This window comes from Paenibacillus whitsoniae (assembly GCF_003955665.1).
Classification (GTDB): Bacteria; Bacillota; Bacilli; order Paenibacillales; family NBRC-103111; genus Paenibacillus_E; species Paenibacillus_E whitsoniae.
This window is the reverse complement of the sequence record NZ_RXHU01000033.1, coordinates 1-15,126: the sequence shown is the minus strand read 5'-3', so window position 1 is coordinate 15,126 and position 15,126 is coordinate 1. Positions and strand designations below refer to the sequence as shown.

The following is a 15,126-nucleotide window of genomic DNA, read 5'->3' as shown; positions in this document are numbered from 1 at the left end:
GAAATAAGGGTGGTAAACCCCTGCTAAATGGTGGAGAGAGTGCGATTAACGCGCTTTTCCCATTCGCCAACGGGGGCTGCCCCGAACGATCTAAGAAACGAGGTGACGAACGATGCAGGATGGACAAACGTTTTTTTCGCTGAACAAGCGGTTGGATTGGGAGCAGGGGTATGACGCGAATATTGCGATGTCGGATCAGGGCTTTTCGATCCAGCAAACGGATAAGTACAGTATTCACCGCATCGTTCGCACGGATGAGCTGGAGGGCATTCCCGGCATCGTCGATATGACGGTGGGGCCGGGGCGCAAGCTGATTCTGCTCGACGAGTCGGCGAGCGTCTGGGTATACGATGACGAAAGCCGCCACCGTGAGCTGTTGTTCCGTCACGGTCACGAACTGTTCAGCCCGCAAGCGATGCTGGCGTCGATGGCCGATCTGCTCGTCATCGCGGATGCGCATGAAGGCAGTGAGCGCAGGCTGGCCGTGTACGCGATATCCAATGGTCAGACGATGTGGGCAGTGCAAGAATGGGAAGGGCTGAAGCTGTATCCGCTGGCCGTAAATACGAAGTTAAAAACCGCCAATCTGCTGTACGTGACGGTGCCACTGGACATTGAGATTGGTATGAATGGAAGACCCGAAGTCCCGCCGGGCGGCCGGATTGGCATTATGCAGTGGAGCTCGGCCGGGGAGGTGCTGCGCGTGTTCGAGCACGAAGCGCTGAGCATGACGGAAGCGACCCCGCTCTCTAAGCTGCAGGACCGGTATTATACGGCGGCAGCCGACGGGACGCTCGCACTGCTTGATACGCAGCAGCGAACGGTCACCGTGTTCCATGAAGATGGGCGGGAACCGCTGCTATTTTCGCTGGAGCAGGAGGGGCGGTTTGCCGGAATTTCCATTGATACGAATCATAATCTCTATATAGGGGACAGCGGGTTTGCGCAGCAGGAGGGCGTGACGGAGCGGTTCATTCTCAAATACCGCGGCAACGGCATTCCGGCGGACAAAGTGACCGGCTTCCGCGGCAGGGCGGATAAAATGACGATGGACAGCCGAGACCGGCTGTACGTGTTCGACCGGCTCAGCGGGCAGATTACGCTGCTGGATCTCCGGGCGCGCACGATGCTGCTGGAAGGCAGCCAACTGCCGGAGGCCGTGTATTTCTCGGCGGATCTGGATACGGGCGATACGGAGACGATCTGGCACAAAATTCGGCTTGAAGCCAACATTCCCGAGGAGACGCTGGTGCGGTTTTCGTATTTTGCCTCGGATGAAAGCGAAGGGTTGATTGTCGGGGATTACCTCAATTATACGAGCTATTTGACGGACCCGACGATTCCGGTTCAAACGAAGGTAATGGCGACGGCGGGACTATGGTCCGAGCCGATTCTGAATCCGAAGGATGCGCTGATTGATGCGCAGGGGCGGTATCTCTGGTTCAAAATCGAGCTGATCGGCAGCGAGCAGAAAACGCCGTTCATCCGCAAGCTTCGCGTCTATTTCCCGCGGACTTCGCTGATACAGTACTTGCCGCCGATGTACCAGCAGGACGATACGCACAGCCCGTTTCTGGAGCGGTTCCTGGCGATGTTCTCCACGTTTTTTGACGATATGGAGGATAGGATTGACCGGATCTCGTCGCATTTTGACCCTGATGCGGTGTCGGGAACGTATCTCGAGTGGCTGGGCGGCTGGCTGGCAATCACCGAGCACGAGGCGTGGGGCGAGAAGAAGCTCCGCGAGCTGATCAAACGGGCACCCGAGCTGTATAAGCTGCGGGGGACGCGCGAAGGCCTCCTGAACATGCTGCAGATTTATACGGGAACGGAAGCGTTCATTCTCGAGTACTTCCAGTTCAGGCAGATGCAGGAGACGTCGGAGCTGCGGAAGCTTTTTGCCCAGTTGTATGGGGATAATCCGTATACGTTCTGCGTGCTGCTGAAGCCGGAATGTGTGCGAACCGATGCGCAGCGGCTCATTGTGGAGTCGATCATTGAGGATCAGAAGCCGGCGTACACCGAGGGCAAGCTGATCGTGCTGCAGCCTTGGATGTACGCGGATATGCATACGTACCTGGGGATCAATACGTATTTGTCGGAACCTACGTTATTAACCCTCGATCAGCGCTCGTCAATGCCGTACAATACGGTGCTGATTGATGTGGATCGCGATAAACGCATGGACATTCATACACGCTTGGGACTGGATTCCGAAATCGAATAAAGGGTGAGTCAGGAAGGTGAGGGGACCGTTATGAGAAAATCACGTTATTATCCGTTTGAGCGCAATCGGTATTTTTATGGGAAGCTGCTGACCGTCAGAGATTTTGAGTCCGAGCAAAAATATTTCAACGACAAGCGCCGCATGATGAATCGTCTGCTGCACGGCTCCGGTGTCGTAACCGGCCTGCAAGTCGTTGCGGTGGATGAAAAGTCCGTCTCCGTGGAAATGGGGGCAGCGATTGACAGCTTGGGCCGTGAAATTGTCGTGCCGTCGCCGATGACGATGAAGCTGTCCATGATGGACGGGTTCACGAATAATCAGTACGCGAAGAACGTCTATCTCTGCATTGCCTATGACGAAAAAGACAAAGAACCGGTTCACGCGGTGGCGAATTCTTCCGTGCGTTCCGACGAAATTAACGATTATAACCGCGTGCTCGAGAGCTACCGTCTCTTCATCCGCGAAACGGCGCCTGATCCGGCTTCGTTGCCGCTGGCGAACCTCACGGATCAAACGGTTGTCGTGTATCAGGATGCGCACGTGCGCGTGCTGCAAACGACGCCGCGCTATGTGAATCCGGGACAGCTTTTTGAAATGACGCTGCGCTTTGAAAAGACGCTCAAAGCCGGCAGACTCTCGTTCCGTTATGAGTTGGCCGGTCAGCGGGTGGAAGCGATGCAGGGCGGTACGATCGCTTTCCTTGAGCCGCAGGATGGGCAGGAGAGCGAGTACGAAATGAAGGTGCTGCTCCGCGCAGACAGCACCGCTGGCGTGAAAGCAACGGTGGGTGTTCAGGCCGACACGGCGGCACTGATGCTGGATGACCGGCAGCTGGAGCTGCCAGCGCAAAATCTCGGCGAGATCCAGATTTTGAGCACATCGGTGAACGAGCGGTTGATGTCCGATTTTGTAAAGCAATCGCTGGAAGCTTCGCTGGAGGCTCCGTCGGAGCCATGCATTTATTTGGCGAAAATTTGCCTGATTCAGGTCGGGCCGACCTATGTGATCGAGAGTGTGGAGCAGGTGCCGTTCGGAGAGTACGTGTACAACACATCCGTAATGTACCGATTGAGCCAAGCGAGCGCGTATCGCGATGAGACAGCGGGGCAGTTGGTGACGAAGTCGAAGGTCAAAACGCTTGCGCCCGGCCAGCCGCCTGAGCTGAAAGTCAATTACGATCCGAAGATCAGCGAGCTGTCGGTCGATCTGGGCATTCCGGCTGGCGGCGGCACTGGCCTCGCGGGAATTGTCAGCGGCTTCGTCGATATTCCGATCGAGCCATTCACGAAAATTGCGGTGTCCCCGTTCGGGCGGGCGACGAAGAGCTTCTTCTCCGGCGAGATCGCGCACGGACTTGGCGAAGGCAACGTGCTGATCGTCACGAGCCTGGAGGAGCGGAGCGGAGATGCGTTCTCGGATATGTTATCGAGCGATGAACGCGTCTACGGCGGGGCTTCGGAAGTGTTCAAAGGCAGCGAGTTTGAACCGGATGCCCCGGAAGTGAAGATCGGCACGATCGCGTACCCGCAAAAAGGCACCTTCCGCATCGGCGTGAAGGTGCAGCAGTCCGGCGAGCCCGGGAACGTGCGCGTACGCTGGTGGGCGTACAGCGCGGAGATGGCGGGCTCATCCGCCAGCCGCAGCGGTGAGGTCGATTCGATCGACCAGGCGCTGTCGGCCATGCGCGAAGCAGCGCCGGCAGGCAGCGACGCGGAATAACAGAGAAGCTAAGCACAGCGATGTGCTTGGCTTTTTTCGTTAAGGCACACAGGTTGTCAGAGTTTTGGCGAAAATTACCGTTTTCGTAACACGTGTGACCGTTTTTTGAAAAAACACCAAGTATAATATGGGTATTAAGATCTAAATATTCAGTTATTTATACCTAGGTCAAATAGAAAAAGCTTGCGAGCTGCTCAGGAGGCGAAGAACATGCAGAAAGTTTACGGTATGCCCGGGAAATGGGGTTGGACGATTCGAAAGAAGCTTTTGGCCTTTTGTCTATTGTTGTTGTTGATCCCTACGCTTTCCCTCTCAATAAACAGTTACTTTGACGCCAAAAATGAAACCGACAGGCTTATTGAGAAAAATCTCGAAAACAGCGTTAAACTGATGGTTCAGAATATCGTTCAACTGAATGAACTGGTCAAAAACGGTCAATTGACTAAACAGCAGGCGGAAGAAGACGCCAAGCTTATCATGCTGGGCGGCAAGCAAGCTGACGGAACAAGACCGATTAATCGCAATATTAATCTGGGCGCGAACGGATATTACTTTGTATTAAATGATAAAGGGGATTTACAGGCGCATCCGAGTTTGGAAGGGCAGAATATCTGGGATAAAAAGTCATCGGATGGGGTCTATTACATTCAGGATATGATTCACCAGGCTCAAAATGGCGGCGGATTCACCTTCTATGACTGGCCGCTGCCGAACAGCGATCAGGAGGCGCTGAAGATTGCCTATGCACTCAAAGTGCCGGACTGGAATTGGATTGTTGCAGCCGGATCGTACTATCAGGATTACAATGATGGACAGAAGCGCATGCTCCATTCCACGATCACGACATTGGTAATCTGTTTGGTTGTGGGTGTATTGGGCGTGATCCTGTTCGCCAATCACATTTCCGGCCCGCTTAAAAAGATTGCCGCCGAAGCCCGGAAGGTTGCTGCAGGCGATTTAACTTCAGATGGCTTGCACATCAAAAACAGGGATGAGATCGGCAAACTGGCCAGCGATTTTACGACGATGAGCACGAGTTTAAAGTCGCTTGTGCAGCAAGTCGTACATAGCTCGGATCAAGTATCAGCAGCATCGGATACGCTGCAGTCTTCTATTGAGGAAACGACGCAAGCTTCCAGGAACATTGCGGAGTCCACGCAGCAGATTGCGGCAGGCATCGATACGCAAGCGATGAGCACGGAGCAAAGCTCCAAAGCGATGGAAGAAATGACACAGGGGATTCTGCGAATCGCCGATACGTCATCGCTAGCCTATGAAACGTCGATTCAATCAAAGACAGAAGCGGAATACGGCTTTGGGTTGATCGAGCAGTCGATTGCCAAAATGCAGTCTGTGCAGCAAGCGGTCAACAATATTTCCAAGGTGATGGAGACGCTCAATGTGCGCTCTCAGGAAATTAGCGGTATCGTTACTGTGATGTCGGACATTGCTTCGCAAACGAGTCTTCTGTCGCTGAATGCGTCCATTGAGGCGGCACGGGCCGGGGAACAGGGACGAGGTTTTGCGGTTGTTGCATCCGAGGTGAAAAAGCTGGCCGAAATGTCGAAGAGCTCCTCCGAGCAGATCAACGAGCTTGTCAGTCAGGTACAGGCGGACATTGCGTCGGCCTCCAGTTCGACGGTCCAAGGCATCGACGAATTCCAGCAAGGCATGCTCGCGATTGAGCAGACGGGAACTGCATTTGCGAAAATTGTGGAAACCGCCCAAGACGTCGTGGGTCAAATTCAGGAGGCATCGGCGGCAGCGGAGCAAATGTCGGCAAGCTCCGAAGAGATTACGGCTTCATTGCAAGAGCTGGATCGCATTGCCGGGCAGTCGGCTAAGAATTCCGAGACGATCACTGCCGCGACAGAAGAACAGCTGGCCACGATCGATGAGATCGCCCGATCTTCGAGTTCTCTGAGCCAAATGGCAACGGCCCTCAAGGAGATGGCACATCAGTTTCGGATAAAGGCATAAGTTGAGGCGTAAGCCAAACAGGAGCAGGCGGCTAGAGACAAATCCTAGCCGTTCTGCTCCTATTTGCGTTTATGCTGCCGTGGCACGTCTTGTGCTGAATGTAAGGGCGTACAGGGCCCAAATGATCACCTGAACCGCAGCAATCGCCAAGTACATATTGCTGAATACGGCGCCCTCGCCGTAGCCATAGAAGGGATTCAGGGGCGAGGTTGTTGCGGCGCCATGATCCACGATTCGGCTGTACGTGCCGATCGCCATGCCCTGGCCGATGAAGTTGGCCATAGACAGCATCCCCATGCCGACGCCGACCTGTTCGGCCGGCAGCGTCCGGGACACCGCGTTTGACAGCGCGATGACGAGGAACGACTGCCCGACGTTGCCGAGCATCAGCAGCGCGCTGATCAGCACCGGCGAGCCCCCGGCGAAGACCGAGAGCAGCCCGAAGCAGGCAGCGAGCAGGGAGGAGGCTACGCAGACGACGAACAGGTTGCCCCTCGTGTCGGCGAGCCGGCCGCCGGCTCGGCCGAACGCCGCGGAGGCGATCGCCGCGGGCACCATGACGAAGCCGATCCAGAGCGAGGGCAGCCGCTGGACGTCGGTGAGCAGAAGCGGGCTCACGACGTAGAGCGAGCAGCAGGTGGCGCTGACGAGGAAGGAAACCGTCAGCCCCAAGGTGTACCGCGCGTTCCTGAACAAGTGAGGCGCGATAAACGGTTCGCGGGCGGCGCGAATCCGCAGGACGAAGAGAGCTGCGGCGGGCAGCGCCAGGCCGAGAAGCCAGCTGCCCTGGGTGACGCTCAGCAGCAGCAGGGCAATGGCGGCGCCGAGCAGGAGGCCGCCCAGCCAGTCGAACGTGCCGCTTTGGGGCTGCGGCCGCTCGTCGCCGAGGTACTTGCGGAACAGCGGCAGCGCAGCCAACACGACGAGCGGCACCGCGAACAGCCAGCGCCAGCTCAGCGAGCTGACGATCAGCGCGGCGATGACGGGGCCGAGCGCGTTGCCGAAGGCCAGCCCGACGGCAGTCATGCCGAGGGCGGCGCCCCGCCGCTCCGGCGCAAAGTAGCGCAGCGGGATGATCATGGACATCGCCGGAATGACGGCGGCGCCGGCGGCTTGCAGGCAGCGTCCCGCGAGCGCCGCGGCGAAGCCGTGGGACGTCAGCCCGAGCAGGGAGCCGAGGGCGAAGACGAGCAGCCCGGCGGTGACGAGGTTTTTGAGCGGAATGCGGTCAGCCAGCTTCCCGTAGGTGACGGAGCCGACCGCGTAGATAAGAATGTACGCAGACGACATCCAGCTGACCTGGGCAATGGTCAGCGAGAATTCCGCGCTGATGCGGGGCAGCGCGATATTGAACATGATGCCGGTCATCATGGAGACCGACATGGTCAGCATCAGCACGCGCAGCAGCTTGTCGGCTGTGCGGGTTTGGGGTTGTTCGCGTATTTCCGTACGAACCGGAGGTAACGAAGGGGCGGAAATGGCCATGGTGAGGAGGGCACATCCTTTCTCGTGGGTTTTGATATAGTTTGGATAATGAATGACTGTCAGTACTGACTGACATTCGGGTGATAAAAAAAGCTCATCTACGCAGTACTAGCCGAGGTGAACAGGTATATTCTTGCGATGAGGCAGGTATTTTTGGAGCGGCCGGTTGTGGCCCTGAACAAGGGCTGTGTGACCGGGAAGACGTTCGGATTGGGCATAAAGCCTGCAATAAAGCAGGAATTTTCCTCTTTCTCTTCCCAATTCGATGAAATGCCTGCAAAATCGCAGGCATCTTTGACGATCCCCCTCTTTTGGAGCAGGTATGGTCTAAAAAAACTGCCTTCTCGCAGGCATTTTGCGAAAAACGCCATTTTTATGAAAAATGCCTGCCTATTCGCAGGAATCTGCCCGATCTTTTCAACGAGTGCCAACCCATGCAGGCTTTGCCTGATCTCTTCAACGAGTAACCTATGGCCTCAACGCCCTGGCAAACAGCTTGACGCTCTCCTGAATGAACGGCTCCAGCGCGATGGTTGGATACGTTTGCCGGCGGTCGAGATCGTTCATGAATGCACCGAAATGCATCATGATGAAGGTAAAGGCGTGAAGCTCCGGATTAGCGGAGGCAATCTTGCCTTTATCGGACATGTGCGTAAAATAGTTCGTCAGAAATTCCAGCAATTGCAGCGGATGTTTATGCGTGCGCTGGCGAAAGCCGGGCAATTGGCCGTCATCGCGCAAGGAGATTTGAATCATTTTCCGATTGCGGTTCATGATCTCATGGTACGTTTCCGTGACAAGGAGCAGATCCGGCTCCAGCTCCCAGACGAGCTTCTCGCTGAAAAGTTTCTTCATTTCGTCCGCGTAATGATACTTATCGAAAGCCGCTTCAAGCAGCTTCTGCTTGCTGCCGAAATGGCGAAACAGCGTCTTCTCGCTCAGTCCGGCCTCCGCGGCGATTTCTTGGGTAGTAACGCCGTTGTAACCTCTCTCCGCAATTAAATGAAGGGCGGCGAGAAGCAGCCGATCGCTGCTCCCCTGCTTACTGCTGCTGTCCATGCAAACGATCCCTCTCTCCAAATGTCAGTACTCACTGACATTCATTGTAACAGGGAACTGGCGATTGTCAATGGGCAGGAAATGGCGGGAATTGGATAATTTGCTCCGGGCTGCAAATACTAAGCAAAACCATGCAGTCGAAAGGCGGGAAGCGGCATGAATAACGAATCGGCAGGATCGGTCTCGACGGATCTGGAGACGAATATTCGGCTTCTTACTCAGCAATTTCAGGCTTCCGAAGATTTGCACACGAGGGCTTTTCATTACAAAGGGCACCAAGGATGCCTGCTGTACCTAGTCTCCTGTACGGATAAAATGAAGTTGCAGTCGGATATTTTAAAGCCATTGCTGCAAGCTCAGGAGGGCAGGATCATCGATGTGCTGCCAGTACTGAACCTTGCGGTGCTGTTCGATTTCAAAGCTGCTTCTGCTGCGATGCTGCAGGGCCAATGCGCCATTTTGCTTGATCATACAGCGGAAATTGTTGTGGCGGACGTGAGCGCCTCCGCGGAGCAGGCGGTGACGGCGCCGCATAATGAACAGACGATTCGCGGTTCCCAAGAAGGATTCGTGGATGAAATAGGCAAGAATATGCAGCTCATCCAGAAGCGGCTTAAAACCACCCGTTTCCTTCACCGTCAGTTTACGCTGGGCCAAGAAAGTCCAACGATCGTCAGGCTGCTCTATATAGAGGATTTTGCTGATCCAGCGGTGATCGATAAGATTTCCGAGCGCTTACTGTCTCACCGGGATACCATGCTGAAATCGCCCGGTCAACTGATGAACCGGTTGGAAGGCAGCCGATTGTCGCTGTTCCCCCAGCTGCTGCTCACCGAACGGCCGGATACGACGGCAGCGCACCTGATGGAAGGGCGAGTCGTAATGTTGGTGGACGGCAGCGCCTTTGCTGTGATCATGCCGGCAACGTTTTTTATGTTTTTTCAGGCGGCCGATGACTTTAATGAACGTTGGTGGAACGGCACCGTCTTTCGGATCTTTCGCATGGTCAGCTTTATGCTGGGGATTTCCATGCCCTCCATCTATATCGCGATCGTCTCGAAGCATTTCGATATACTTCCGATCGATCTCGTGTTTTCCCTCAAAGCCTCGCTCGAAAACATCCCGTTCAGCCCGCTGATGGAAGCGCTGTTCATGACGATCGTGCTCGACTTGCTCCGCGAAGCGGCGATTCGGCTGCCCCAATCCATTGCCACCACGCTTTCAATTGTTGGAGGCCTCGTCATTGGCAGCGAGGTGGTCAACGCGAATCTGGTTTCGACGACAATGATTGTCGTCATTTCATTAACGGCGGTCGCGTCTTTCAGCGTTCCTTCGCACGAGATGCGTCTTGCGATCCGTCTGATCAGCTTTCCTATGATGATTGCCGCCTCATTGCTTGGCTTCACGGGCATCGCGTTCAGCTTTAGCTTCATCTTCATGCATATAAGCAAATTGGAGACGTTCGGTGTGCCTTATTTTTACCCGGCGGCGCCTTTCAAGCCGCGAAGGCTGCTTAACGCGATTGTGCAACTGCCGGGTCGTGTTTTTGGCAAACGGCGGCCAGAAAGAGGCTCCTCATGACGCGCGTTCAACTGTTTGCCTTTATCCTGCAAACGCAGATCGGCATTGCGGTGCTGTCCGTCCCTTATGATCTGCATAAGGACGCAGGTGCGGACGGCTGGATATCTGTCCTCGTTGCGGGCGCCATCGTGCAGGTGATCCTGTTTGCCTATGTTCTTCTATGTAAAAGGTTCCCTAAGCAAAACCTGTTCGACTTTACGCCGATCATTATCGGCCAATGGCTTGGCAAAGTGGTGAATGCGGCGTATACAGCGCACTTTTTATTGACAACCAGCCTGATTATCCTCATGGAGATGACCTTCGTCGAGATGTGGATTTTGCCTTTTACGAATCCGTGGCTTGTGCTAGTAGCGAATTGTATCGTGTGCACGTATCTGGCCAAAGAGCCGATCCGGGTCATCGCCCGCTATAATGTGCTGATTACGTTTCTGATCATCGTGATGCTGGGCATTATGATGACCAGTTTTCGGTCGATAGACTACCGCTACTTGCTCCCGATCGGGCAAAGCGGCTGGTCGGGGGTGATAGCGGGCGCTAAGAGCTCGTTTTTGTCCTTTCTGGGATTTGAAGTGCTTATGGTACTGAGTGGAGATGTACGCTCCGAAGGGAAGAGTTTCATGCCGCCGCTGCTGTGGGCGAACGGGCTTGCAACGCTATTTTTTCTGCTCATCGTGCTGGTCAGCTATCTCAATTTCAGTCAGGAAGCGCTCGATTTTATTCCGCAACCGGTTCCCTATTATTTGAACGGCATCTCGCTGCCTTTTCTGGAAAGGCTGGATCTGCTGTTTTTGTCGATCTGGCTTGTCAAGGTGACGGCGACGCTGATCAGCTATTTTTATTGTGCGGGAAAGGGGCTTAGCCAGCTGCTTCATCTCCGCGATCATGCAAAAGCAGTTTATTTCATTGTGCCGCTGGTCTGTGCGCTTGGCTTTCTCTGGCGATCGGAAGCGAGAGTGAAGCACCTTGGGAAGATCGTTGAATATGAGAGCTACGTCATGCTGAGCGTTCCGATCGTGCTGCTCCTGCTCGCGTGGCTGTTGGGAAAAAGGGGGCAGGTGACGGCATGAGACGGGTCATGATCAGCGTACTGCTGAGCCTGCTGCTGACGGGCTGCGCGGTTGAGAATCAATTGAAAAATTTGCAGTTGATCTATGCAACCTCGCTCGATATTAACGACAACAACGATATTGTCGCAACCGTCACAATACAATCGCCGGGCGGTAAGGAGCGCAATGTGCCCGAGCATGAGATTATAAGCGCGACGGGGGCAACGCTGCAAGAGGCGCTGAATAACAAAATCGGTCAGCAAATCGCCGGCACGGTCGGCACCTCGAAAAATCAGGTTTTGCTGATTAGCGAAAAATTGGCCAAACAGGATTTGGCGAAAATTTTGGATTCCGCGGTTCGTATATCCGATGATCCGATGCTGGCGAAGGTGGCGATTGTACGGGGCGACTCAAGCGACCTGATTCGTTTAAAAAGGGTAGGCTCGGCAACGGCTGGTGAATATTTGCGGAAAATCATCCAAAGCGCCCGTCACGATACCGTTATTCCGGCGATCACACTCCACAATTTGTTTCCGTTATTGCACGATAGCGGGCGGGATGCGGTGCTTCCTGTTCTGAAAAAAGAAGGGGATAAAGCCATCGTAGATGGGATGGGGCTGCTTCACAAGCGTAAATTTACCGGATATACACTGACATCGAAACAATCGACACTAGCCTTGCTGCTTAACGGCAGTATGGGAAATGCCTGTGTCATTACCCGCAGGGTGAAGACAGACGACAATGATAGTCCAGCGGATTACATGGGGCTTAGCATTATGAATCTAAAGCGAAAAAAGCAGGTTTGGTTGGATGAAAGCGGGCACGTGCAAGTACGTTTTGCTTTGAAAATGAAAGGATCCATCATTGAATATGCCGGTAGCTCGGATCAGGCCGGCGAATATGATACGAAGGAATTAGCCAAACGCTTCTCGGAAATTTTAATGGAGGACGCGCAAGGCATTTTCCAGCAGCTGCTGAAATCGCATTCCGATGCGTATGGGATTGCACGCGACATTATGGCTTATTACCCGGAGGCATGGGCGAAGATGGACTGGGAAACGGAATATCCGAAAACGAATTTTCAAGCACAAATTGCGGTGGAGATTGTTTCGAAGGGGATTATTAATTAGAAAGTTCAACCCCCTCCCCGGGCCCCCATTGCGCGAGGAATTGGAGAAGATGTGTAGCGGTTGCCACAGTGCTTATTAAGCTTAAAATACGTCATTTCGGATTGTAACGGTTCCAGCAGCGCTTATTTGCTAAAAAACTAGCGAAATCGAGCTGATTAGGCTTCATTAGCTGCTGCTGTAACCGTTAGCCTGGGAAAAGTAGCGTTTGGCAGCGAATAGGCGCCAGGGTAGCCGTTAGCGACGAGCATGGTCTTTTTTGTACTGTCACTATTCTCGCCTTACTAACGAGCTTGAAGCCGAAATTTTTCCTTATAACAAGACTTTCCGTTGAATAGACGGGGGTCTTTTTCTTATAATAGAAGACAGCTCGGTAAAAAAGGAGTTGATAGCCATGGCAATGTGCGATTGCCAGATTGGCCCAGCCTCATGCAAAGCCGGTTATGGAGGCGATACTTTGCATGGGCGGACTTGGAGCAGTACCCGTGTCGCCTAATTTTGCCTAGATCGGTTCCATGATTGGTTTTGCCCCTTATGGACGTATTCAACGAAAAAATAAGGAGCTGGACCTCATGTGTGAACCATTCATTAGCAACCATCAATTTAATTATATGAAAAAACAAGCCGTGACTTTGGAGCAAGCGCTCCGCACGAACGCGGATCCGAAAGTCGTGGAGTCGGTCAGATACAGTGCGATAACGAGGATCGCAGAGTTGTTTCCAGACGCAGCACCTCAGCAGATGCAGAAACTTGAAGCTATTTTTAAGCTGCAATCGGCCGACGACATTTCCAGGCAGCTCAAGGCGCTGGAGCCGGATCGGACGGCTTTTCCGCCGATTACAGCGAAGCAGATTCAGAAGCTGTTTCCCAAGAATAAAAAACTGAAGCTGCCCGATTTGGAGACAATCGACTTCCGGCACATTACGTATCTGAGCTGGGTTGATATTGCGACGAACAAGCTGTTCATCGTGTATCCTGCCGGCGGGCAATTTGTTGGTGTCGAAGGCAAATTTACGCCGACGAACAAGAAGAGCTTCTGCTTTGTCTGCAATCGGTACGAAGAGCTTGCGCTGTTCACCGCGGTTACCAAGAAACGTCCGGCGCACGCTTCGCCTGATTACTATAAAGCGGTCGGCAATTATCTGTGCATGAACGGTCAAGAGTGCAATAAGAACATCACGGACACCGCCGCGCTGGAGAGGTTTATTGATGCAGTGATCGGTTGAATAGGAAGGAAGGACTCTCACCTCTGGGTGGGAGTTTTATTTTTATGGAAGGTATTTGGTGGAGGAAGAACGAATCCATTTCTAACGCGATTGCGCGAAGACGAATGATGCAGATGGGGGCAAAAAAGATGAACCTGGCTAATAAAATTACGATTGCAAGGATCGGGATGATACCATTTCTAGTTTTGGCGTTCCAACAGTACCCGTCTTGGATGATTGAGAAGGTTGAATTTTTGAAATATATCAATCAGTACGGTGTGTACGCGGCAATTGCCATATTCGTTCTTGCATCTGCAACAGACAAATTGGATGGTCACATTGCGAGAAAATACAATCAGATAACGAATTTCGGCAAATTGGTCGATCCTCTCGCAGATAAGCTTCTCGTCTCGGCGGCTTTAATTATGATGGTTCAGCAGAACATGTTGCCTTCGTGGATCGTGGTTGTCATCATTGGCCGGGAAGTGATGGTTTCAGGGATTCGAATCCTTGCTGCGGCGAAGGGAGTGGCGCTTGCGGCTGACAAGTATGGGAAGTTGAAGATGGTGCTCCAGGTGGTGGCAATAACCGCAGTACTGCTGGGCAATTTTCCGTTTTCGTATCTAACGGGTTTTCCAATTGATCAGACCCTGATGATGGCGGCAGTGCTTATAACAGCTTATTCTGGCTACAACTATGTAAAAAGCAATTATCGTGAACTGCAATTAGAGTTTTAAAATTTGCTATTCGTGGAGATGAAACGTATGGATGTTCAACAAGCCGTCATCCTCGCGGCGGGCCTGGGGAGCCGTTTTGCGCCGATCACCAGCGTAATTCCCAAGCCAATGCTGCCGATTGGGAACCGGCCGACGCTGGATTATGTGATTGCGGAATTGCTGGAGTCCGGCATTGAGAGCGTCATTATCGTAGTCGGACATCGGAAAGAAATGATCCAAACGTACTATCAAGACCATCCTTTTATCCAATTCGTTGTCCAGGAAAAGATGAATGGAACTGCGCCTGCGCTGTATCAGGCAAAGGGGTTGCTCCGACGTGAGCCTTTTGCCCTCTGCTACTCGGATGAGGTGATGGCGGGTGACCCGCCGTGTATGCGTCAATTGATTGACGTGTTTAACTGTCTCGGTACGGCAGATGTCGTCACGGGAATTGAAGCGGTGAGCGAAGCAAAAATCCGTATGTACAATTCGGTCGCTTTCCATGAGTTTGAGGATAAGGTCGTGCAGCTAACGGATATTATGGAAAAGCCGCAAGGGCAGTATCCGTCGACGTATACGGCAATCGGCCGCTATGTGTGCAGTTACCGGGTCATGGCGCACATGGATGGCATGAATTGGGACGAGCGCGGTGCAGGGAACGAAGTGTATGTGACAGACGTTTTGTGGGAATTGATGGGGCTTGGAAATATTTATGGCGTTAAATATATTGGAAAGCGTTGGGATACGGGAACGAAGGAAGGTTGGTTGGAGACAAATATCGCCATGCAGGATTATCCAGTGCGTTCATGGCCCCGAGATTAAGCTGCAGCTGGTTGGAAAAGTAGGCGAGCGCTTCTATCGGCGGTGACATCCGGCTGCTGGAGCGGTAGCGTGGGGACGCAGGAGTCCACGGGAAAAAGTGGCGCGGGGATGCTTCGGGCGGGGGAGTGTGTTGCTGCTGTGTTTGGCGGCGGGGGTGTC

At 53.5% G+C, this 15,126-nt stretch carries 11 protein-coding genes; 9 read left to right on the top strand and 2 right to left on the bottom strand.

All coding sequences use genetic code 11. From position 1 onward, the window contains the following. Nucleotides 1–112 precede the first annotated feature (112 nt). The 3 genes from EJQ19_RS12175 to EJQ19_RS12165 all read left to right on the top strand — a co-directional run bounded on the left by EJQ19_RS12175 (nt 113) and on the right by EJQ19_RS12165 (nt 5,926). Nucleotides 113–2,227 (top strand): phage tail protein, encoded by a 2,115-nt coding sequence (locus EJQ19_RS12175; RefSeq protein WP_126141499.1) that lies wholly within the window; start codon nt 113–115, stop codon nt 2,225–2,227. 30 nt (nt 2,228–2,257) lie between these two features. Next, a complete protein-coding gene (locus EJQ19_RS12170; RefSeq protein ID WP_126141498.1) occupies nt 2,258–3,946 on the top strand; it encodes a hypothetical protein in 1,689 nt (562 codons plus the stop codon). A 210-nt stretch (nt 3,947–4,156) separates the two neighbouring features. Then, nucleotides 4,157–5,926: a methyl-accepting chemotaxis protein gene (locus tag EJQ19_RS12165; RefSeq protein WP_126141497.1), complete on the top strand. Its 1,770-nt coding sequence runs from the start codon at nt 4,157–4,159 to the stop codon at nt 5,924–5,926. Between the two features lie 69 nt (nt 5,927–5,995). Here EJQ19_RS12165 and EJQ19_RS12160 read toward each other — a convergent pair whose 3' ends face one another. Both EJQ19_RS12160 and EJQ19_RS12155 read right to left on the bottom strand, forming a co-directional pair. Beyond that, nucleotides 5,996–7,411 (bottom strand): MFS transporter, encoded by a 1,416-nt coding sequence (locus EJQ19_RS12160; protein ID WP_126141496.1) that lies wholly within the window; start codon nt 7,409–7,411, stop codon nt 5,996–5,998. A gap of 468 nt (nt 7,412–7,879) precedes the next feature. Then, complete coding sequence (locus EJQ19_RS12155; protein ID WP_126141495.1) at nt 7,880–8,470, bottom strand: TetR/AcrR family transcriptional regulator; 591 nt, start codon at nt 8,468–8,470, stop codon at nt 7,880–7,882. Between the two features lie 156 nt (nt 8,471–8,626). Between EJQ19_RS12155 and EJQ19_RS12150 the strand changes: the two genes are divergently transcribed. The 6 genes from EJQ19_RS12150 to EJQ19_RS12125 all read left to right on the top strand — a co-directional run bounded on the left by EJQ19_RS12150 (nt 8,627) and on the right by EJQ19_RS12125 (nt 14,967). Continuing rightward, nucleotides 8,627–10,051 (top strand): spore germination protein, encoded by a 1,425-nt coding sequence (locus EJQ19_RS12150; protein ID WP_126141494.1) that lies wholly within the window; start codon nt 8,627–8,629, stop codon nt 10,049–10,051. Continuing rightward, nucleotides 10,048–11,118 (top strand): GerAB/ArcD/ProY family transporter, encoded by a 1,071-nt coding sequence (locus EJQ19_RS12145; protein ID WP_126141493.1) that lies wholly within the window; start codon nt 10,048–10,050, stop codon nt 11,116–11,118. The genes EJQ19_RS12150 and EJQ19_RS12145 overlap by 4 nt, the downstream gene beginning before the upstream one ends. Next, on the top strand, nt 11,115–12,227 hold the full coding sequence (locus EJQ19_RS12140) for a Ger(x)C family spore germination protein (protein ID WP_126141492.1): 1,113 nt from the start codon (nt 11,115–11,117) through the stop codon (nt 12,225–12,227). The genes EJQ19_RS12145 and EJQ19_RS12140 overlap by 4 nt, the downstream gene beginning before the upstream one ends. Before the next feature lie 569 nt (nt 12,228–12,796). Further along, entirely contained in the window at nt 12,797–13,450 is a 654-nt protein-coding gene (locus EJQ19_RS12135) for a FusB/FusC family EF-G-binding protein (protein ID WP_126141491.1), read from the top strand. Between the two features lie 44 nt (nt 13,451–13,494). Continuing rightward, nucleotides 13,495–14,166, top strand: a complete 672-nt coding sequence (gene pgsA / locus EJQ19_RS12130) for a CDP-diacylglycerol--glycerol-3-phosphate 3-phosphatidyltransferase (protein ID WP_338143329.1) — start codon at nt 13,495–13,497, stop codon at nt 14,164–14,166. Nucleotides 14,167–14,193: 27 nt separating this feature from the next. Beyond that, on the top strand, nt 14,194–14,967 hold the full coding sequence (locus EJQ19_RS12125) for a sugar phosphate nucleotidyltransferase (protein ID WP_164716500.1): 774 nt from the start codon (nt 14,194–14,196) through the stop codon (nt 14,965–14,967). Nucleotides 14,968–15,126: the final 159 nt, after the last annotated feature.

Bases quoted from the DNA above. Each gene is read 5' to 3' on its own strand.
- EJQ19_RS12175 (WP_126141499.1), top strand. From the start codon at position 113: ATGCAGGATGGACAAACGTTTTTTTCGCTGAACAAGCGGTTGGATTGG.
- EJQ19_RS12170 (WP_126141498.1), top strand. From the start codon at position 2,258: ATGAGAAAATCACGTTATTATCCGTTTGAGCGCAATCGGTATTTTTAT.
- EJQ19_RS12165 (WP_126141497.1), top strand. From the start codon at position 4,157: ATGCAGAAAGTTTACGGTATGCCCGGGAAATGGGGTTGGACGATTCGA.
- EJQ19_RS12160 (WP_126141496.1), bottom strand. From the start codon at position 7,411: ATGGCCATTTCCGCCCCTTCGTTACCTCCGGTTCGTACGGAAATACGC.
- EJQ19_RS12155 (WP_126141495.1), bottom strand. From the start codon at position 8,470: ATGGACAGCAGCAGTAAGCAGGGGAGCAGCGATCGGCTGCTTCTCGCC.
- EJQ19_RS12150 (WP_126141494.1), top strand. From the start codon at position 8,627: ATGAATAACGAATCGGCAGGATCGGTCTCGACGGATCTGGAGACGAAT.
- EJQ19_RS12145 (WP_126141493.1), top strand. From the start codon at position 10,048: ATGACGCGCGTTCAACTGTTTGCCTTTATCCTGCAAACGCAGATCGGC.
- EJQ19_RS12140 (WP_126141492.1), top strand. From the start codon at position 11,115: ATGAGACGGGTCATGATCAGCGTACTGCTGAGCCTGCTGCTGACGGGC.
- EJQ19_RS12135 (WP_126141491.1), top strand. From the start codon at position 12,797: ATGTGTGAACCATTCATTAGCAACCATCAATTTAATTATATGAAAAAA.
- pgsA (WP_338143329.1), top strand. From the start codon at position 13,495: ATGGAAGGTATTTGGTGGAGGAAGAACGAATCCATTTCTAACGCGATT.
- EJQ19_RS12125 (WP_164716500.1), top strand. From the start codon at position 14,194: ATGGATGTTCAACAAGCCGTCATCCTCGCGGCGGGCCTGGGGAGCCGT.